17 protein-coding genes are annotated in these 21,345 nt (G+C 43.8%); 5 read left to right on the top strand and 12 right to left on the bottom strand.

Going from position 1 to position 21,345, the window contains the following annotated elements; genetic code table 11:
* Window positions 1-35: 35 nt before the first annotated feature.
* Entirely contained in the window at window positions 36-1,136 is a 1,101-nt protein-coding gene (locus IYN85_RS21055; protein WP_196160931.1) for a hypothetical protein, read from the top strand.
* Between the two features lie 52 nt (window positions 1,137-1,188).
* Here the strand turns inward: IYN85_RS21055 and IYN85_RS21050 are convergent, their stop codons facing one another.
* The 10 genes from IYN85_RS21050 to IYN85_RS21005 form a co-directional block, all read right to left on the bottom strand.
* Window positions 1,189-4,275, bottom strand: a complete 3,087-nt coding sequence (locus IYN85_RS21050) for a hypothetical protein (RefSeq protein ID WP_196160930.1) — start codon at window positions 4,273-4,275, stop codon at window positions 1,189-1,191.
* Window positions 4,276-5,046, bottom strand: coding sequence for a hypothetical protein (locus IYN85_RS21045; RefSeq protein WP_196160929.1), 771 nt, complete (start codon window positions 5,044-5,046; stop codon window positions 4,276-4,278).
* Window positions 5,043-5,660, bottom strand: a complete 618-nt coding sequence (locus IYN85_RS21040) for a hypothetical protein (RefSeq protein ID WP_196160928.1) — start codon at window positions 5,658-5,660, stop codon at window positions 5,043-5,045. Before IYN85_RS21040 ends, IYN85_RS21045 begins: the two co-directional genes overlap by 4 nt.
* Before the next feature lie 7 nt (window positions 5,661-5,667).
* Window positions 5,668-6,066: a hypothetical protein gene (locus IYN85_RS21035; RefSeq protein WP_196160927.1), complete on the bottom strand. Its 399-nt coding sequence runs from the start codon at window positions 6,064-6,066 to the stop codon at window positions 5,668-5,670.
* A gap of 14 nt (window positions 6,067-6,080) precedes the next feature.
* Window positions 6,081-6,653 (bottom strand): hypothetical protein, encoded by a 573-nt coding sequence (locus IYN85_RS21030; protein WP_196160926.1) that lies wholly within the window; start codon window positions 6,651-6,653, stop codon window positions 6,081-6,083.
* A 17-nt stretch (window positions 6,654-6,670) separates the two neighbouring features.
* Window positions 6,671-7,996, bottom strand: a complete 1,326-nt coding sequence (locus IYN85_RS21025) for a hypothetical protein (RefSeq protein ID WP_196160925.1) — start codon at window positions 7,994-7,996, stop codon at window positions 6,671-6,673.
* Complete coding sequence (locus IYN85_RS21020) at window positions 7,996-9,393, bottom strand: hypothetical protein (RefSeq protein ID WP_196160924.1); 1,398 nt, start codon at window positions 9,391-9,393, stop codon at window positions 7,996-7,998. Before IYN85_RS21020 ends, IYN85_RS21025 begins: the two co-directional genes overlap by 1 nt.
* The gene (locus IYN85_RS21015; RefSeq protein ID WP_196160923.1) at window positions 9,390-10,310 is read right to left on the bottom strand and encodes a DotH/IcmK family type IV secretion protein; all 921 of its coding nucleotides are present in this window, start codon (window positions 10,308-10,310) and stop codon (window positions 9,390-9,392) included. The genes IYN85_RS21020 and IYN85_RS21015 overlap by 4 nt, the downstream gene beginning before the upstream one ends.
* Window positions 10,307-11,035: a DotI/IcmL/TraM family protein gene (locus tag IYN85_RS21010; RefSeq protein WP_196160922.1), complete on the bottom strand. Its 729-nt coding sequence runs from the start codon at window positions 11,033-11,035 to the stop codon at window positions 10,307-10,309. The genes IYN85_RS21015 and IYN85_RS21010 overlap by 4 nt, the downstream gene beginning before the upstream one ends.
* Window positions 11,036-11,165: 130 nt before the next feature.
* On the bottom strand, window positions 11,166-12,221 hold the full coding sequence (locus IYN85_RS21005; protein ID WP_196160921.1) for a hypothetical protein: 1,056 nt from the start codon (window positions 12,219-12,221) through the stop codon (window positions 11,166-11,168).
* A gap of 98 nt (window positions 12,222-12,319) precedes the next feature.
* On the opposite strand from IYN85_RS21005, the gene IYN85_RS21000 reads away from it, so the two are divergent.
* From IYN85_RS21000 to IYN85_RS20990, 3 genes are all read left to right on the top strand, one after another.
* A complete protein-coding gene (locus tag IYN85_RS21000; protein ID WP_196160920.1) occupies window positions 12,320-13,810 on the top strand; it encodes a hypothetical protein in 1,491 nt (496 codons plus the stop codon).
* On the top strand, window positions 13,810-15,525 hold the full coding sequence (locus IYN85_RS20995; protein WP_196160919.1) for a UvrD-helicase domain-containing protein: 1,716 nt from the start codon (window positions 13,810-13,812) through the stop codon (window positions 15,523-15,525). Before IYN85_RS21000 ends, IYN85_RS20995 begins: the two co-directional genes overlap by 1 nt.
* A gap of 245 nt (window positions 15,526-15,770) precedes the next feature.
* Window positions 15,771-16,370 carry a hypothetical protein gene (locus tag IYN85_RS20990; protein ID WP_196160918.1) on the top strand — a complete coding sequence of 200 codons (600 nt, stop codon included), beginning with the start codon at window positions 15,771-15,773 and terminating at the stop codon, window positions 16,368-16,370.
* 892 nt (window positions 16,371-17,262) lie between these two features.
* Here IYN85_RS20990 and IYN85_RS20985 read toward each other — a convergent pair.
* Complete coding sequence (locus IYN85_RS20985) at window positions 17,263-18,510, bottom strand: ParB N-terminal domain-containing protein (RefSeq protein ID WP_196160917.1); 1,248 nt, start codon at window positions 18,508-18,510, stop codon at window positions 17,263-17,265.
* 18 nt (window positions 18,511-18,528) lie between these two features.
* A complete protein-coding gene (locus IYN85_RS20980; RefSeq protein WP_196160916.1) occupies window positions 18,529-19,869 on the bottom strand; it encodes an AAA family ATPase in 1,341 nt (446 codons plus the stop codon).
* Between the two features lie 193 nt (window positions 19,870-20,062).
* Between IYN85_RS20980 and IYN85_RS20975 the strand changes: the two genes are divergently transcribed.
* Complete coding sequence (locus IYN85_RS20975; RefSeq protein WP_196160915.1) at window positions 20,063-21,178, top strand: hypothetical protein; 1,116 nt, start codon at window positions 20,063-20,065, stop codon at window positions 21,176-21,178.
* Window positions 21,179-21,345 lie beyond the last annotated feature (167 nt).

Raw genomic sequence — 21,345 nt, 5'->3', positions numbered from 1 at the left:
TATTGCAATGTGCATGATACTGCAAGGGCAAAGACATGAATAAATCCAATAGCTCATTCAATCCGGAATATAAGCGAATATTCGAGGGTCGTGTTAAAGCGCTTCTGACGGAAAAAGGATTAAGGAAACACCGATCCTGTGAGCCCATTAACTATGCGTTGACGACCCCACTTGAGCTAGCCAAATGGTTTATCAATATTAAAAGAGCTGCAATAAGTCCTCGAACATTCACAACTTACAGGCGCTCAATAGAAGAAGGTATCAGATTTATTTGGCCTACTGACCCTGGAGCAGATGAAGCCATCAAACTAATGAGGGAAGTGAATGCTATTCCAAAGTCTGAGAATATAGGTGTAATAGGACTCAGAACATCAGCGATGCGCCGAAAACGATGTACAGAACAGGACCTATCCGCATTGCAAGAGGTAGCAGATAAGTCAATGCAAAAAAATAAGGACTGGGCACTGGCCTTTTTGGCAGCAACTAGATTAACCGGCTTTCGCCCCGCTGAATGGTTGAACGCAGAAATTGTCCAGCATCAAGAAACATCAATCGAGGGTATAAGACTGACTCTAAGGACAAAAACGATGAAGCCGGGACCGGAAGATCAGGCCGCCATAGCAGGAAAACTGCCGTTCAGAAATGTACCCGTCCCGCTATATAATGAATTGGCTGATGGCGAACTTCATGTGTTAAAAGCGTGCCTGAAATATGCCCAAGATTTTAAGCAACAAATATTATCAGCCGTACAAGGTAAAGTAGCTGTCGAGGGTGCCGAGGAAATTGCTCAATTGAAGTGGAAAGAACGGACCGCTCAATTTGGAAGAGCCCTGTCTCGATTAAATGCGATGGCCAAAAAAGATCGGCTAATTCACAAATCATACCCAAAAATTACTTTGTACAGCGCCCGCCATGAGTTCGCTGCTCGTCACCGAAACGCCTTTGAAAAGATTGAGATAAACAAAGAAGAATCTGAATTCCTCATTGCTCTATTGATGGGACATAATAATCCAAAGACACAAAGAGGGTATGGTAATGTGCGCGCCGATGAGGAAGAAGTGGAGGTAGTTCATTCTATAGAGCAGCTCAGAGGCAAAGCACTATTTATAGCGAAAGCAATAGATAATATAAAGTAGTTTGCGCACGATAAATTGGGTCGCGTGCGCAATCCATATCCAACCCTTGACTTTAAGCGATTAACGCATCAATACCTTGCTTATATCCATCTAAAATTTGATTAGCAGCGTAAGAATATATGTCATCTGATTCTTGATTCGTACTCGCTAACTTTTCGCGCATGTCCTCTATCCAGTCCTTAGCAGACCCTTTTGGGAATCGTTTGTGTAGAATTTTCCTTGCTAACTCATCGTCACCAACCCTTTCTGTTAGTGACTCAACTAACATGAAGTCCTCTGTTGATGTGGACAGCATCCAAATTGCATCAGGTCCTTTCCGATACTCACCTACAAAGCTCTGCCATTTGGCTTTGACTTCAGCCTTAACAAGCCATTTACTACCCTGTCCTGGCTTAACACCATGCACATATTCAACCAAAGCGGTTGTTTCATCAGCATCAAGTCCAAGTAGGTCCTCTGCCTTCTTAATTTGATCCGGTTTCCAGTTACCACCCATATACACACATGAACAGTGCGTACCAAGGTAAGTGCTTGAAAAGTGTCCTGGTTCTTGACTTGCCAGCAACATACCACCGTAACTCTTACGCAATTCGGCAGCAAAAGTTTCAAATATTTGCCAAGTAGGATTGCTTATGGTCTTTCCATCTATAATGATCTCTGGCTTTCCTGTTCGGTGTATTTCATCACCTTGAATTAACTTCGGTGTACCGCGTAGATCGCGAATACGCTCTCTCCAGTGAGAACGGAAGATCGGACGGAATGATTCTAATACGGTGTCTTTAATATCTCTGTTAGCCAATACATAATTCTTCGCACCTATATACATCGCCAATGAATAAAACATGCGTCCCATTGCATAATCTTCACTTGGAGCGACATCGATTAAGTCAAACATTACCACCCTCGCATTATCGAAGGATTTCTTGGTTCTGTAACTAAAGCAGGGGAATCGGGATTTATTGATGGAAATCTGACGCTCAAACTGCTCAATTAGGTGGCGAGTGGCATCAGTGTTGTAACGTTTATATAGAGGCTGGTTTTCTTTAAACAAAGACGGGAGTTCCGGGATTAATGGACTTGTGTAGATATTTGCCAAACCAGCAGTTTCATACTCATGTTTACTACCTAAAAAATCCACTACCTCAAACCAGGTTAGAAACAACTTTGATTCTACCAGCTCCGCAAACTGAGGATATTGTGCAAGTACGCTATCTACCCTAGGCTCGATTCCGGGTTTGTATCTCTCTGCAGTTTCTGGTTGAGCTTTGGCATAGTAAGCGTGTTCAAGGATCTGAATAATCATATCCCTCATACCCACCGGCTCTTGTATTTGAGCAGACGCTTGAACATATAACGTCAAGAAATTTGCTAGTTTAGTAAGGTCTGTCTGTAGTGGCTTTGTCTGACCTAGCCGATTATCCAGCGGATTAACTGCCCCATGACGATCCGCTGAAAAGCGGTGGAATATTACTTCATGCTCATAGCGACCAAGAGATTTCTTTATAATAAAGTCTGCAACTGAGCGACCTGAAGCGTTTATGTCTAGAAGCAGAATATAAGGGAGAGTTTTCCCCATTGTTATCATGCGAAATAGGTTGGAACTGTTAAGAAGTAGCGACTTACCTGCACCTGACGCGCCGATAATTGCCCCGATATATTTTTCAAGCTCCGGTTGAAAGAGACCGACATTCATCATCTGTCCCTCAGATATGAACGTCTCTGAACCGTGTTTCATTAAATTTGCAGGAAACCCACCGCCAAAGAACTGGGCCACTTCACGAGTCGACATGAAATGTTTCGGCGCTGGCGGAACCAGATTCAAGCCAGGCAACGTTGCTATGAACAACGCTCTAAGATCAGAAGTATTACCCGTGAGTGCTGGTGAACCATGCGTCAAAAAAGTCTGCTGAAGGTCAGACATGTTAGCTCTTGCTTGATCCAGACTCTTACTCCACGTATCAAAAATTACCTGTATGGAGTACTGGCAGCTATCGCCACTCATCCGAGTTTCAAGTTCCTTCACAGAATCTCGAATTTTCTTATTTGTTTCGCCCGGTAGTGCAGCAGCCATATACGCAATACTGGCATTAAACGAATCTGTCACAAATAGGGGGGCAGCAATAACACGCATTCGCCATGGAAGTGTGAGTGGGAGTTTTTCAATGATATCCTCCATTGAACTAATCACATCGGGGCCGAGTGCCATGACTTTTGGAACATGCCAGTAACCATCGTAGTAGACCGCATCTTTCTCTGGGATAGGCTCCTCTGAAAAGATCTGCCACCCAATACTAACCGGTGCAATGCTGGAAACATCAATTTTTCCTGATTTCAAGTCAAAGGTTCGCGGTGCGACACTAGAACCGGCGAGAAAAGGCTTATACTCAGACCCCCTCAAACCTGGGTGTGCCATTTCTTTCACATTTTTAAGTGCTTCTTCCCAGTTCAGTAACTTAACGCATGCCTCTTGATCGGAAAATACGTCCATAATCTGGGCAACGCGCGTGTCGTGAATCATTTCAAGTTCTTGTGAGAGAGCAACAGAATTCTGAATAAACGTACTCGACAACTCATGGGCATTTTTAGGCATCATCTTTGATTGCTCAGCCAGAATCTGTGTAAAGACTTGCTCAAATCGCTCTTGCTGGCCCCGGCTCAATCTGTTTTTAGGTGTCCATATTGCCATGACTTGCCGTCTTGGCCGGAGCATAGGGGCAATAGTTTCAATTTCAGAAGAAACAAACGCTTCAACATCAATCCCTTTTTTGAAGGCTAAATTTCTTGCCCTTTCATACTGACCGTTTGCTAAACGCTCTACGTCGTCACTTGGATTGTCAATGGTCCATTCTAGGACACCGCCTTTTTCAGCGTGCATTAAATCTAATGCTTTACTGATTGCATGTATCGCATTCTCTTTACGTCGATCCTTCAAGCATCCAAACATCCCTTGCCATTCAACGAATGATACCAGACTACCATCCATCGCTAAGAAGGCATGCTCCTCGTCTAGCTTCAGCCTGATCGGTTCGCCACCATATTTCACATGGCTTCGGACCGGTGCAAGTAGTGAAACAAAGTCACTAGCCGCGGGATTAATACTGCTTGAAAAGATGTTTTCAAAGAAACTGGCGATACCCATCTAGGCTAACCCTCTCGTAAAAATGCAATTAAGTGCCGTACTGTTCATATCAGCGAAAGACAAGCTTATGTACCGCACCAAATCTTCAGGCATATATGATTTTATAAGCGCCAAATACGCCCGACGCGAAGCGTCATTCGCACTATTCCAATAATATTGTGCTTCCGTACTAAACCTAACTACTACTTCATCAGTCACTTCCAGCGAGCAGTCGAATAAGTAATCTGGTAAGTATCCATTCAGAGATATACTTCGCGCGATACCAAAAGGAAGCCAAACTTCTTGCAATGTTTTTGTATAGGGTGAAATCGCTCGAACAAAATCAGAATCCTTCACTGATTGCGGAATACCAGAAAGATTAGTAGAACCATTCCTAAACTTTCTCGCTCTACCAATGGACTTCGCAATTCTTAGCTCAGCCGGCAGACGCAATGGAATATCCTTAGTTAAGAAATTCACTTCGCAGAATTTTGTTCCTGAATCTAACAGGCTCGTTGGACTTGACTCACTGTTCAACTCTAGTAAAAGCGTTTGTTTGATTTTTCTAAGCAATAAATAAACAGAGACCAACCTTTGAAACCATTCCATTTCTATCCTGGTATCATCTACTGTATACCCACACTCACAATAATCTTGTATAACCTCGAAAAGCTGCGGGTGTTTTTCCGCAAAATTGGGATAATTAGATTCAGAGTCATCTTCGAAAACCACATTCATTGTTGCGGTATCAACTTTCCAACACCCTGAATGTGATTTTCGATAAATAATCATTGTTTTACCTTAAGATTTAAAAGTTTGGATTGAATCGATTTTTCATCATAACGTTGAAATACCTCTTTACTCCAAGCTTTAAGCTCATGAACATAGCAATCATGGTCGGGCATAAATCGAAACGGGCCTAATAACCGAGCTCTGTTCGCATGGAACTTAGGGGAAGACAGAAGCTGACGCCAATGACTAACTTTAAATGACCTCGTGACTCCGGTTACTTCTTCCACCTGCCCACGGCGAGCATCGATCTGTTCTGCTATAGCGCGTAAAGGTTGTTGTTTAACAGTAACAGCGATATCGGACCAGGCACTCATAGCCAGAAACAACCCTACTACTTCGACCTGCTTCAACTCTGGCATTAGTACCATGTAACCTGAATTTGAACCTGCATGAACGCCACCCCGCAAAACTGAAGCGCAGACTGCGCAAGCTGTCGCGCAGCCATCAAGAGTCGTCTCATACTTATCATTGGCATACACGACGTCCATACCGTTTAAAGAACAAAGACCGCAAAACTGGCATCTATGCTCATCACGTTTGAGCACTTGCTGACGCAAGCGCTCGATATTGCGACCCACCAATGAAGGCTGTACGGAGAAGACAAGGTCATGCATAGCCGGATCAGTTGCTACTACCAATTTCGATGTCAGGAGTACGAAGTGGATTTCCATCTCCAATTGCGAAGTCAACAGCAACGTTTGCGACAATTCCAAAAATTAACAACATGATAATCCCCCCACCCAATTGCGTTAGCGCCGCTTTCTTATTGTCAGGACCAGTTGAACCCTGACCACCTTGAGAACTTTGATCTTTACCCCAATTCATGATCGCGGTACCGCCAGCGTACAACATCGTAACACCCTTAATCAGCACGGCAATCATAAGTAGGGCCAACAAACCCAGTGCTATCCTAGTGAATAAGTTAAGACCACCTTCGAAGAATCCTGGTTCGGCAAAGACACTTGTTGACAATGGTAGCGCCAAAGCAGCCAGCGCAAATTTTCGCATTTGATTTTTCATTCTGATTGACCTCATCATTGAACACTACGAATAAGTTCAGTTACCGCAGTAAACGGAACTAATTTAATTACGCGACCAGCATCTTCCATAATCTCGAGTATGAAAACCAGCCCGAAACCACCAAGAAGCTGCCACGCAAGTTTTGACAACGGAGTTTCCCCACGTTGTACAAAAGGATCATGGTTGCGAGAAAACTTCATCACAACCGAAAAAATAACGAAGAATCCATAAGCTTTTATGGCTTCGTATAGTGCACCGAAGATCAGTAAACTTTCCTCTGCATTTCCTTCAAAGGACGCGTATGCTAACGAGTAAGTCTCACCGGAGATATCGGATGCAACTGCATTGAATAAGCTAACGAAATTCAGGCAAAATAATGCCACTACAAACTGTTTAAATATCAGCTTGAAAGAATACTCATTACTCATGGCAAGTGCGGACGGACCAGCTACACCAAGAATTCGGCCACGTTGCATTATCAAGCTACCCATTCGATAAAGCTTAAAAACACCGAATACAAGGGCGAACAATACCAAGGAGAAGTAGAACGTGTTGATAGTGTCGTATATAGCTTGAATACTAATCATCGCTGCAGTTCATCAGTTTAATAAGTACAAGGGTTTTGTCGCTTGACAATATATTGGGTACCACGATGCTCAGTAATTACCGTATAGTCAGCACGTATCTCGATTACTTTGCCGTAATTGATTAAGTCATCGCCAACTTCAACCGGAATCGGTTTTCCTTCTCTCCTTGACTTAAAAACAGCTAATCCATTAACTGCACCAGTTATGCAATAGTCTAGAGTCGCGATTTGCCTACCATTTAAGTAATTGGCAGGTGCCGAAACAGAAACAGTTGGCTTAGAAATAGTAGTTTTAGGTACGTCCGAATTTAGTTCAGAAATACTTTTTTCGAGTGAAGACAGTCGGTTATTGAGCGCGGCGATGTCTATACCACCAAACTCTCCACGCTCCATACTATTCAGTGACTCTTGAACTACTTCAAGTGCCAAAACGATTTGCTCATGGTTTTTCTCATTTTGAGAAATTCGACTATCAAATAGCTTAAGCGCGCTACCAACCTCAGCTACCAACTTATTGAACTGTTCGTTTTCGCTCAAGTTTAATTGTTGTACAGGAAAACCGGAGTCACTTGTAACACCATTTGGACTTAGTATTGTCACACCATCCGCCGTAACAGCATTTGGCGCATCATTGAAACTACTCTCTGTGGTTCGCTTGACGTCCGTCGGTGGTGCAGTAGGTTTTCGATCTGGCGCGCTAGCGCTGGGAGTCGATTCTGTAGACATATCGATACCGCTCACATTAACAACCGTAGAAGTAGCATTATTCGTTGACCACAGTGGTTTGAAAAGAAAGTAAAACATTACAATTAAAAGAAGCGCTATGATGGAAATGATACCGAATTTAACAATCCGTGCCCTGTTCGCATCCTCTTCTGAACTCAGATTTTCTATTTCAGCATCTGTGTTTGTTATTGAGAAATCCAATTGCTCGTCATCAGGTTCCCTCTTTACCGCCGACCCCGTGCCACCTTCTTCAATTTCTTCGAGATATTGGATGCACTGGCGAGCGATATCTTCAGCAATATCATCATCCGCAGGAGGCATCACGGTGTCTGAACCTGGAACTGAAAAAACTGTATCGCAGATATATGTTGCGACTGACTCAGCCGTCTCGCCAGCTAGATCGACATCATCCCGATCCAAATACCGATCGCAAAAGGTATGAATCTCGACTTCTCCAACACTCGCGATCTGACCAAGAATTTCAGCCAGCTGTTCGATTCTGGCATACGGTGCATTTTCTAAATGCTCATCGACATTGTGGGATGCTTTCTCATATTCCACATCAACACCAGCTTCATTCTCGTTAAATGCGTCAAGCAAGTCTTTTTCATCGCTCATCAGTAAAAGTCCTCTCCCTTTTTAAGGTCAGGCATCCAAGTTTCATTAATAGGATCTACAATCATTATTGAGACAACTTCGTTCTTCGGAATAGTTATTTGGGGCAGCTCAGTCATCCATGCTGCTGCAATATCGCTTAACTGACCGAGTAGCAATCCCCCACTTACCGCCCATACATCCGATTCACTTAAGGTTGAAGACTGGGTCTGAGAAGTGTCTGTTGTCTTTGTAACTGTGGCATTCGCAATCTTGCGAGTAGCCCAGGTATTCATCAAACTCGTGCTTGCCCAAGCCAGCCATTTAAGCCCACTTCGAGTCTTTACATCTTGGTCGATCAATTCACTGCCCGTGCGCAAATCAACAACAAATCCCTTCATTGTTCCAGGGAAACGACTGGTACCCGATTCATATAGCCAATTAGTAGTTGAAAGCACTATTCGGACATCTTTCTTCATGACAGCACCCTCATTCACTATCTGGAATTTTCCGAAGACTGGACTTCCAGCTAGAGCACCATCAACAATCTCAAATTCAACGTTAGTCGAATAGCGTGAGTCGATGTCTTTGGTTATACGAGCTGTAATTAGGTCACCGGGGCATAAAGCGCATTTCGCAGATCCGTCCATATTTAGAGCGCCACTTTCTGAATCTCCACTGCTAATCTGGTTACCCGGCCTGCTTGCCAATTCTGACCTTTTAGGCGCAACGTCCTCTGACAAGATAAAACTTCCTGAGCTAGTAGAATCAGAAAACGTGCTATTAGATTTTATTGATTTGGAATATGCCGCCGATAGTCGAACTGCGCGTTGCTGAATGTATTTCTCAACGGCTTCATCCGAGCTTGTAGAATTTTTCGAATTCGAATTTCGGTCAGGAATAATGTCTGTAGTTGTCCGCGCGATGTCGTTCTTTTTAGGTAAAGCTTTTTCCGTTTCTACAGGTTTCAGTTTTTCTGCTTCACGCTTGTTGAGAAGCTCTGTATATGACACTCGTTCAGAGCTGTGCTTTTGAGAATCATTATTCTCGCTGTCCGTTATAGGTGCATCGGCAATTGTTTCTGATCGCAAATCGAAGTTCGGAAGGTATGAACCACCATCCGCAGCGGCCTCACTAAATTCACGGCGCTCAACCTCTCGGCGTGCCGCTACTTGTTCGTCAGAGACTGAGTCATCTATTGCGCCACGCTCTACACCGCGAGTATCAATAGTTACATTACTGCGGCCAGTAGGCGGCGGTTCATCACCTCCACCAAAAAGCCCCCCGAGGGCAAGCGACCCATAAACACTTACAACGGTAGTAAACACCAACACCATTGCAACAAACAGAATTTTCATCCGAAGCGGCAATTGCGACCAGGCATATTTCAGTTTGTTTATTCGAGCCTCAAAGATCATCAACGAATCCCCAGTGTAAGCGGTCGACTGCCAAATTGAATTGCCACAGCATCTGGCGTGTCTTTAAATGCGTAGTAAACAAGATCTGAGTCAGGCGCTGACTCAATTGCGAAGGGGTCTGACGGATAAATCAAGCCACCCTTGGTTGCAAAAACAAAGACGTTTTCGTACTCCCAGGCCATACTTCCTGTCTGGCCTGTAACAGAAAGCATCCTCGCCTTTTCTGGATAATCTCGACGCACAAATTGCTGTAATATTGGAGATTGTAGTGGGGGCTCTACGGCTTCTATTGCTCCCAGGTTAGAAGGAGCAACGCCAGTGACACGATAAGTCACAGCAACATCTTGTATGCCATTTCCATTGCGGAGTGAAAAAGTAAGTGGGAGAGTGTGTCCTTCCAGCATAACCCCAATGGTCGTTGTTATATAAGGTTGCAGTACCGAGACTTGAACGATATGGGGTGCAGAAGCACTCCAATTCAATTTGTACGCATTAGTATTAGAGTTGATTGGCTGCGCGGTCAGCGGCCATGGTTCGCCATAACTATCCAGAAAAGCAATGATTGTTAAATGATTGGGGTAAACCCATACTGAGAACGGTCCACGGCTTTTGTTAGGATCGATTACCTCTTCGCGATTCCTCTGCTCAGTAGGCGTTTGTCGCTCAGCCTGCTCCTTTAAGGCTTTGTCTGAAAGGGCGTCAGTAAGAGCGTTAATTTCAATGTCATCTTTGTACGCTTGCAAAAAGGACTCTAAAACCCTTTGATTAATTATCGCCTGCTCCTGTGGTGATACAGTAGCGCCCGATGCAATAGCCTCGACATTCGGACCTGAATCTTGCGAGGCGCCATCATTCCCAAAAGATAGTGAGCAAGTGCATAGCACAATAAGCACTAAAACTGCGAAAGAAATTTTCTTCATCGCGCCTGCACCAAGAATTGATCTATTCTAAACCCTGCTTCATTATCATTCGCGACATAGAATACTGTCTGGATTACCCATTCGTTAACGCGAGGACGATTTTCGCGACCTGGCGGGTCCAAGATCACGTTAACTTCAGTTTGCACCACATAAAAGTAGCCCTTGTCATTCTTACCCTCACTCAAGAGTCGTGGTCCGGCTCCGTGCACCAACAGCTTCAGCGAGTACTCCGCGTCCATAAAATCTTCGAGATTAATCTGATTTAATGCAGCTATTAGTTGATTACCACCAAGCTCGGTGAAGTATTTACTACGAACATCATACAAATGGTCTTTATAGTTAATGAAACCAAAAGTAAATACGTCAGGCAGCGTACGATTTATAAAGCCAACTGGCGCGCCGGCAACATCGGTAGGTGAATCGAGCGGCCGTATTTCTATGGCCCGACCATTCACATCAACAGCAAAGTAATGATCAGTTTTAAGCCATGACAAACTAACTATTGTTAACACCAGCAAACCAAGTGTCACTGAAAGCAATCCAGTCAATTTATCACGAGAGCTTGCCTTTATTGACATAACCAGGAGTGAAGTATCACGCGCCACCATTGGTGCGATACCGGGATCCATAGTCTGTTCAGCCTTTTCGCTCGCAGTATTACCAGGCATTGATGCCTGCGTCTGAACCCTGCGCTTTAATGGAGGACGTTTTGCTGTCTCTGTCATTGAATAAACCTGATTAAGAGTCGAGCGAAATAATCCTACCTATCTCATGCAAAGTCAACCCATAACCTGACATGATCTTGCATTCTGCGTTGGTAAAAAAAGGCGTATACCCGCCCTTTTATTTACAATGCTATCTTCGCGGTGTTGGCGTAGGGGTTTCAGGTATATCGAAACCTAACTCCATTGGGGTTAATTGCTCATCTGGAACGTCTGGAATATTTGGAATGTCAAAACTCAAAGACGCTAGGTCACCACCTGTTGATTTAGTTGGAGACAGACCAATGCCCATTAAAATTTCGCTTAGAGGTCTGCTTCCCTTTGTCGTTATGGAATCAAATCCTCGTTTTCTAAAGTCAACATCATCGCTCATAGGCGGCAAGGATTGCATTATCCTTGCAAGATTGGAGACATCGACTTTTGCTTCCGCTGTACGCATTGACATTGGATTATAAACATCTAAAGTCAATACTGGTCCTTTGATTTGTCTAACAGTCACGGATTCATTGGTCGGGTAAAGATGCCGAGCAGAGGCTAAACTCGGCAGCAATGCCAAAGCTAGCTCCGGACTTGCCGTTTTGACATAGACGTTAGATAGTTCGCCATCAGCCCCATCCGATCCGAACCGAGTGAATGCTTCAGATTCAACTGGAAGTTCTCTGATCAACCCCAGCCAATTGCGATTGCAACTTGTAGCTAGTGCATATCCCTTATGAAACTCTGCAAGTGCATTCAATTCCTCTTCACTTGGCTTCTTACCAGGCTTCAAAGAAGGCTCTTCAGCATCATGACCCAGTAGCCCTTTGTGTACGACGGTTCGATTGCTGGAAGTTAGTATCCAATGTGGCCCGTCTGGGCCATTGTCACCGCAGACGGCCCTTGGCCCAGCAAATAATGAAACATCAGTGCTGCTAAATGTATTGATAACTCCAAGTGCTTCCCTAGTGCTCATCTTACGACCAAGAATCAGGGTGTTGCAGAAGACCCCTTTACCGGCAAGCGGTTGCAGCTCACCCGCAATTAACATTTGCTTCAAAAATTTATCCGCAGTTCGCTGTGCCCCCGGCTTCCCGTCTTCGCGGGCCAGCGCAGTAAAGCGATAGCAAAGACCACGAAACTCATCCGTTGTGATGATATCTGGTCCGCTTTGCTTCAAATAATTATGTAATGTCGTGCGCCAATCACTCATTGCACTCTCTTTTTTTAAAGAATTCTTTGGCAATAGTTTACCACAAATGCAAGATCATGCTACATTAGATGCAAGATCATGTTAAATGAGGCGGAGTCATGCTAAATACAGTTTGGATGCGGATACAAAGCATTGACGACAATGTGGCACATGGCGTTGACATCCTTTCCGGTAAACGCGCCTCAATTCGACTGCCAGAATTGGGCGCTACCAGTTCGCAAGCACTTAAACACGAGCATTCGCTTTTGAAAGAGGCTGTAGGATCCAGAGCCTCTGGCGCCGAAGGTGTCTTTCAGATTCAAGGCGAACTCGATGTAGCTGACAATCACATACGTGGTGTCTCTGAACATCTTTTGGTCCTGTCTCAGCCAAATATCAGCCAGACTGACAATAAGCAGACAGATGTTATGGAAGGACCGATGCGAATTCTCCTTTTTGGTCGGTCAAAAGAAGGTAAAGATCGCTTCCTGTCAACAGCGGCAGATATACGTGAAGCTGCTGAAGCTACAGTTCACGGACAGAGTCTTAAGCGCTCACCCCTAATGCCTGTGTTTCGTCAGTATGGCCTTAACAGCTCCCTCTTACTCAAAGCCGACGAACAATACTTTGATGCCATCAAAAACCTTTTGGTGGAGAAAGGGAAAAACGTCCATTCGCACGACATTGAGGGCATCGGTTTTGGCGTTGCACTTAGAGCGCTGGATATGAAAGAGAAAAAGGTAGTAGGTTTCCGAGAGGTCTACACTCAGCATGCCAATATGGAAGACTGCGGCATAAAACTGTTTGAGGAATCTCGCCAAGATTTCGCTTCTTTCTACCATGCCGCAAAGCGAAACGGCTTTTTAGTGGAAGCAATGCCAACTCAAAGCATATCGATGGCAAACAAAAGTTGCGTCAGTTATGCCCGGCGTCTTCTGAGCAACGAAGTCCTACTCCAACAGACCGCCAAGTTGATTTCACAAGACAATAAAGTACCGACCGGCAGTGACGGTAAATTGATTGTACCCGGTGATAAGTATTTCCCGAATATTGCAGGACAAGCGCTTCAAGTCCAAATTCGTGAAAAGGATGATGGCAAGCAAGCCTACGCGTTCGCCTCTGGCAACTCGTTTATCTTTACTCAGGCATTTTCGCTAGCGAATGCACCGACCAACGTCACTAATCCCTCGGAGTGCAATAAGCTCTATCCTCGAAAACGCATCCTTATGCTTGAAGCGCAGGATAAGCGGGTAAATGCCGCAGCGACAACGCCTGAGCAAGACCCGGCGATGCACGCCCCGCCACAAGCAAAGCGGGATTCTGTCGTCGTATCTTTCCCAGGTAAAAGTCACGACAAAAAGCAGGCCAATATACCTCCTGCACATCCTCAAGTTTTGCGTGCCGCTGATTGTCTGGAGCCTATATCGCAATCAGCGAGCGACAAAGCGACTGCAAAAACGGACGATCACAACGAGCTCAAGGTCAGACCGACTCAAACCCAGCAAAGTATGACGCCTGTTAGTCAACGGGTAAATCGTCTGCTTCAGATGGCAAAAAATAGTGCCACTTCTGAACCAATATTAGAAAATGATCCAAATCGGGGGCGATAATGACCGCAAAGTCAGCCCAATCTACCCCAAAGGTCACCCCTTCAGATGAACAACTAGCTTTTATTACTAGCCGAGAGCCGGCCATGACATTGCAGGCAATTGCGGGATCTGGAAAAACCTTCACCATTGTTGAAAGAATCAAAGAACTAAATAAGTTAGGTGAAAGCACCAGTCTTTTCCTATTCGATCGAGCAAATACTCTTGAAGCTAAAAAGCGCATAGGAAAAGCCGCGCAAGTTCAGACATTCCATTCACTAGCTTATCAATGGCATGCCGCTAACCTAGGAAAGGACTTGATCAGACAGCGAGTCGCCGGGGCTTTCAATCCAATCGAAGTAGTTGAAATGATTCCTTGGCCTAAATATGGAATATCTCAGATAGATCGATTAGAAGTTACCGGAATGATGCTAAAGGTACTCGGCGATTTTTGCTCTTCCGCCGAGACAAAGATTGGATACCATCATTTATCGAGACTTGGTGACAACTCTGCGATTAAAGTAGATGCTCTAATCCATATGACTCAGCAGTTCTATAGCGAGTGCCTCCAAAACAATAACATCCCTCTGACCTTTGATGTGATGCTGAAGTCATACCAGCTAACTAAGCCCTACCTCGATGTCGACAACGTGATCATTGATGAAGGCCAGGACACAAATCCCGTGTCCAACGATTTAGCTGTGGGCCAGATCATCCGAAGCCATGAAAATAAACGTCGCAGACTAACAAAAGTAGCTATTGTTGGCGATAAAGATCAGTCCATCTACCTTTTCCGAAACGCCATGAATGCGCTGCAACAGTTTGACGTAGCGAAGCGATATAGCTTAACAGTATCTCGCAGGTTTGGACCACATATAGGGCACTTAGCCGAAACAGCTATTAACTCAGTCAAACCCAATGACAAAATCAAAGTAACAGGCGTTAATCCTGACAAGGATCGCATTTACATATATGACTCAGGTGAAAGCGGCTCAACACCTACGTCAAGTAATGTTAAGCGTCAGCTGGCGGTTCGCAGGTTGATGGATGATAGCCGAGCCGGTCGTAGCACCATGATCTTATGTCGATCATTACTTGGAATTGCCGAAGCCTGCCTTACGATTGTCAAGCTCAACAAAGAAACAAACCCCCATAAAGACGAAATCTCACTTCCCTATCGTTTAGCGGGCGGGGTTCAAAAGTACAATTTCGAACGCTTCATTCAAGCTGCAATGCTCTATAACGGTGAGACACCCACTGACCCATTAATGCATAGCTTCAAAAGTTGGAGTGAGTTTATCAATTTCGCTGAAGTAACTGGGTCTTCTGATTTACTGTCAATCGTGTCGTTTGTTAAGAGGTACGGCAAATCAGCCGGATCAGTAATACGTGGTATCAAAGCGCAAAATTTGGAAGCTATTCAACGCCGGGCAAAAAAGGTCAATGGTTCACTACCAGAGAAACTTAAAAACCTTCCTCATATCGTCGTATCCAGCGCACACCGCTCAAAAGGACTTGAAGCTGACAGCGTCCTGGTCTGGGATGATTTCAGGGCATGGGGCGACCTTTCAGATGACTTGTTCAATTGCATTATTGGTGACGATAATTACAAAGAATACGAGCAAGAAGTAAACCTAACCTATGTCGCTATCACGCGAGCAAGATCTAAGCTCAGCATTCCTTCTAAATGGCGCCCTCTGTTGGATTCGCTTACAAAGTCTGCGGTACTCAGAATCTAGGCAATTCGAATCATGTGTAATTGGGGAATACATGCCACCTCCCTACTCACAGAAAACCACTACTATGATTCCAAATGATTTTCCCATGGAAACCTACTCATAATTGTCTTGTAGCCCGCAGTTTTACGGGTTTATCCATAAATCGACAAGTAAATTATCAGCGAGCAAAAAACGTCAGTCGAAAAAAAAGCTTGTCATGTGACACGTCATATATAATCTTATGACAAACTTTTGAGGTTTACTTAATGCTACTACATCGATTACCGATTCTAACAGATATCAATGATGCCATCGCCAAATTTAAACTAGCGAAAGACATTAATGACGCTCTTATTGCGCATGTAGCTGGGTTTTTAGCAAATGAAGGATTAAAGAACTCACAAATACGCGCCAATCTTGCTCTTAACTCACGAGATAAAACATCATACTACATACGTGCCGGCAAATGCCTTAGCCTCAACGAGATCAACACCTGGTATCAAAATCCCACTCAGATCACTCTCGGTCATGTTCGCCTGTTAGTTCGAATGGCAAAGGGACCCAATCGGGAAAAAGTATTTGATCGGCTTAGAGTTAAGCACGTTACTGTTAGCGAACTAGAGAAAAGACTCAAAGATCCAAATTACCAAGGCATTGAGAAAGAACAGCAAGCCCTCGGTCAGCTACAAGAAATGCTTTGTCAAAAAACAGGCCTGAGCATACGCATTGACCATAAAAACCAAAAGGGTTCTGGAGTAGTTAAAATAGCATACAAGGACCTAGAGATTCTTGATGGAATCGTAGAGATTTTGGCCATGGGGCGCGAGTACCAGAAAAGAAAGGCCCTTAAGGAATCGCAAAAATAACAGTAAGTAAATTCGTCAAAAGCTCATATCAAAAACAAAGGCCTTTCTAGCCCCTATATAGCACATCAATGCACCCTTTTGCTGTTCAAGAAACGCATCTTATGGGCGAAGCGTTTAACCTCAAACCTAGTCATAAATTCACATTTAGGGTTATTTAAGCTGTAAACATGGTCAATGCAACCCTATTTGCAGCAAGGTATAGCCAAAAATTTCGGCCTCTAATGTACGGTTCCTTTTTATCGAATAATCCATGCAAAGTACCATAAAAAGAAAATTAACGGTGTCTCGTCGGCGAGACACCTTTTAAAACTCAACTCCATAACGGGAAGGAAGCTCTTGATAAGTAGCGTGTATGGCGACCGGAAAACGCAGGAGGCGCCAAATTCCCAAACTACATACCCAGAATAACAATAGTGTCTCGTCGGCGAGACACAATTTTAAACTAAACATCGGAATGGGAAAAGGCCATAAATGGGGTGCGTGTCCAACAACCGACTCGCGCACGAGACGGCAAATGCCTGACTTATCTCAGTAATTACAAAGGTGTCTCGTCGGCGAGACACAACTTAAAACTAAACATCGGAATGGGAAAAGGCCACAAATGAGGTGCGTGTCCGATCACCGCCTCACCCACTAGAAAGTTTTGGTCCGCCCTAAATCCAGGAATTACGAGTGCGTCTCGCAGGCGAGACGCCAGAATATGTTGTCTATTCAATGGGTCAATGGGTGTCTCGTCGGCGAGACATCTTTGAAGACCGCGAAAATCGGTAATCGGTTCCCGCTAGATGCGAAAGACATTTCTCAAAATAAAAATTAACTGGGAGGAATAATAGCAAACAAAAATATTCAATGAGGAGGAGGGTGGCTCATGTAAGAGACACCCTAAACAAGGCTACTTTTTATCGGTTTCCCTTAGATCGAAAGCTTCACCAAGCCATTCCAGCAACTGCTTAGTTTGCGCGTCAGTAAGGCTATCAATCTTCAAACTAACTAATCCATTTGGTTTCAAAGAAGAAGCGGCTTTTAACCCAGTTGAACTGATGTAGCTAGTTTTAACTGGAGATCTACGGACTTCAACCGCTTTGAAACTTTTAATTACATGGTTGATAACATCTTCTTTAGCAACACCATGCTTAAGCATCTCGTTTTTCTTTTCACGAGTATCGATTGCAGTTTCTCTAGCACGCTCAAGATCAAATTTCTCAAGCTTGGAGATGATCTCTCCAAAGTTAAGCGGAACATCATTTGGAGTTGGAAAACAATGCACATAGAGGTTGTCCAGCTCAGCGAGCTTCTTATAGCGGTCAGAGTTGCCACGAGAAAGCGCATATATGTCCATTGCCTTACGCCAGCTATCAAAAATGCCTTTGTTGATTAGGAATTGGATGTGCTTTGCTCGCTCCCAATAGCTGACTACTTTTGACTTGTTTAAAACCTCTGACAATTCGTGCATGTCTTCTTCTGGTATATTCCCTACCCAGGCAAGGAATTTTTTCGAAGCAATTTTAGCTGCAGCCTTACGTCTGGAACCGTCACACAAAGTCAATTGATCAGGATTTGTATTAGAAACATAACCGGCGTCATATTGCCGTACTTCACGAATACTTGGCAGAATATCGCTCAGGGTTTCCTCAGTTAGAAACTCCTGATTTCGTGCATTTTCGCCAGATACCGTGACAGAATCCGGTTCAAGCTCCATCAGAGTAAAAGTAACTTCAGTTCGAGTTACCGGCATAACCATGGTCTGGGTAACCGTCTTCGATTCCAATGCTGTTTGCATCTTTGCCAGCTCAGACTCCATTTGAGTCACTAAGTTAGCCTTTGCTTTTAGCTGTTCCTCAATTTCGAGTATTTGACTCTCATACTGTTCTTTAATTTTTGCACTTTCGACTGGAGAAGAATCAGATTTTTCCGCAAGCTGCTGCTGAACTTCCTCCAACTTTACAGCAAGCTCTCTCTTTTCACGCCTAGCCTTATCAAGCTGAGACTCACCTGCTAAAGGATTTGATAGAGCATCAATAGCGCCAAGTGCGCCCTTTCCCGATCTATTTGGCTTTCTTGTCGGTTTAATCGACGGCGTAACAGGAAGGGAGTCTAGATCCAAATCATCCTCGAACGGCTTTGTTGTTTTACCACTCATATCTTGTCTCCATCTTAATTATTTCCAGTGTTCATCGACGACTATATCGAGCATTTCTTCAAATGCGTTATCTAACATTTCGATATCGCTTTTAAGCTTTCCTCGATTGTTAGTATCTGCCCCAGGGTTAATCTCATAGACCGATTTAACTTGGTTGGAAGATTTGCCTATCTCATCGGAGCGGTAGATTTCATTCTTTAGAACTTTAGTCACCTCCGTGGTAAAAATCTGACGAATTCTCGTTTCCATCGCTTTTGAATAGTCGCTCTTACTGTACCGTGTAATAAAGTGATAGAAGGAAGGAAGGTTAGGCATGAAGGGCATGTCTTTATAACCGACAATACGTTGATTCTCAAATACTGGGATTCTGTGGGATTTGTAGGTTTCGATCAATTTATCTATCAAGTCGGAAAACTCAACAGTGGATGCCAGATCGAACATCTGCGCAGGCACTGGAGTAAATACTGTATCGCAAGCAGATACAGTATTCATCGTATTAACACTTAACGATGGGGCGCCATCGATAATGATGAAATCATAGTTCACTCCAACTTGTAGCAAACCTTTTCTAAGTTGCATAATCATATCGACCGGGCGCTCACTTGACCAATTTTTGGCCATGTTCATGTCAACCTCCAAGTAGTCCTTTGCACAAGGAATTATGTCTACATTGCCCCAATGAGTATTTTGAATGGCGTAATCCAATGTCGAGTAGCTCGTTCCGTCCTCATCGTCGTCATCTTCTCGCAGTAAATAAGGCGCTACTGTTTCCCAGTATTCAACTTGGATATTTGGTAGCTTGCCATAACTAAAAGAAGTGGTCCCTTGAGCATCTAGGTCTACGACAAGGACTCTATATCCCTTTATAGCCAGATAATGCGACATGTGGACTACAGTTGTAGACTTTGTAGAACCACCTTTTTGATTAAGAATTCCAATCACAATGGCATTCATTCCTTCGGGTTTAACCGGACGGGTACCAAAAACATCGCGCATGTAATTAACCTGGTCAATGGTATACCCAAGTCGCTGCTTACTCTTTGTATCTGCTCGATATTCGGGTTCGGGCAGCCTCCCGTCTTTCTCCGCGTTTCTGATTGTCTCGGTAGAGACTCCGACCATTTCAGCCGCTTCCTTCATGGAGTAGCGTCTGGACAAAACTTTTTGACCAAACTCTTCGACGATCATCTCATCAATCAACTTTAATTGATCTCGACGGTTAGCTTTTTCAATAGCTTGCTTTACAGCAGCACGTCCTCGTTCGGTTACGGTCTTCATTTGAGTTTGAACGAAATCAGCGTATTCTAAGTCGACATAGAAATTGCTATCAATTCCATCGCCCATGTGGATATTGGTCATAACTTACTCCCAGTCATTTTGCTATTTTTGAACAAATTGGTTCCAAAAGAACAATTTTGCATATTTATACTCAATTTAACCAAAATATGCCAAAATAGTAGAGGCGTGGAACTGAATTAACAAGAAATAGCGTGTCATTGACACTAAAAATGTATGATTCAGCTATGGATATCTTTGAAAAAAGTCGAGACTCATGAGCAAAAACAATAACAGTCAAACAAAAGCAGACACTACCAGCGAATATATTCCAAGATCTGTGTCCTTAAGCACTAACCCACTAGTATCTGCTCAATACCCCAAGCACTTATTGCTCGCCGATTTATTCTTGGCAATAGATGCGACAAAGATAATGAACCAAGAAAAGCATAGGCTGGCAGGAATACTGCCAGATGGAAAGCGAGAAGTTTCTATTGAATGGCAAGGTGGAATTCTGACGTTCATTGGTCCTCCTCTCACAACTCAGCACGAAGACGTACTCATCGGCCTTATACAACTATTAGCTGAAAACGTGCCGTCCAAAAGAGTAGGAAGAGAACGTATAGCGGAATACGAGAAACTGCCTGCAATCGAAAGAAGAAAGCAGTTAGATTTCTTTGATCCGATTGGTGTGCCGATTGATGATCTGGTACCCATACAAAAGGAACAGAAAATCAGCGCAACTAAAGTTGCTTTATTAAACAGTCACGGAGAAGCTCAGGATGCTGAGTTCGCCGAAGTAATGGAGCCTACTAAACTACGAGGATCGCTGACTATAGGCCAACTACTATTCTATCTAAACAAGAACGATGGAGCTCTCGCTTACAAAGAACACGCTTCTGCCTTAGAAGACCTGTTCGAGACAAAAGTAGTTTACAAAACGGAAAACAATTATCCAGTTGAACAAAGACTTTTGGAGTTAAAGGGTGAAAGACTTTCAGCTGCTTCGAAAGGCAGGAAACAATATAAGTTTACCTACGAGTTTAAAGGCCTTATGCGCGCCCTTTTGGCTGAATATGCAGTAATCGACTTCTCTGTAAGGCCCAAACTAAATCCCAATGGCAAACTTTTTCATCGGCAACTAGCACATCATGGGTTCCCCACCTACAAGTACGAATTCCCTATTCTTGAAACAGACCTAAAGAGAATGATGAACAAGGACTATTGGTCACATGCGATCAACCCATTGAAGTCGAAAGGAAACAAGCCTGGTCAACTCGATATTTTGCAGTCTGAAGGTTTCTTTAAAGGCTACGAATTCATAATGCACAAAGAAAAATACGGTGAGAAAGCATTAATTATTAACCCTGGAGCTAAGCCAAACTCTGATTAAGCAACTCATTGTCGAATACATAGCATCGAAGACTGCCTTATATGAGGATTTCCGGGAAACCGATAAACCCTTCAAATGCCTTTCCAATTCACCGACCGCATAATGAAGCAATATTTTAAAGATTTACGGTACCTCATATTTTAAAGATTTACGGTACTTCATATTTT

The sequence above is a fragment of the Reinekea sp. G2M2-21 genome, assembly GCF_015687175.1.
GTDB lineage: Bacteria > Pseudomonadota > Gammaproteobacteria > Pseudomonadales > Natronospirillaceae > Reinekea.
Note: the sequence above shows the minus strand (reverse complement) of the source record. Positions and strands in the feature narration are given on the sequence as shown.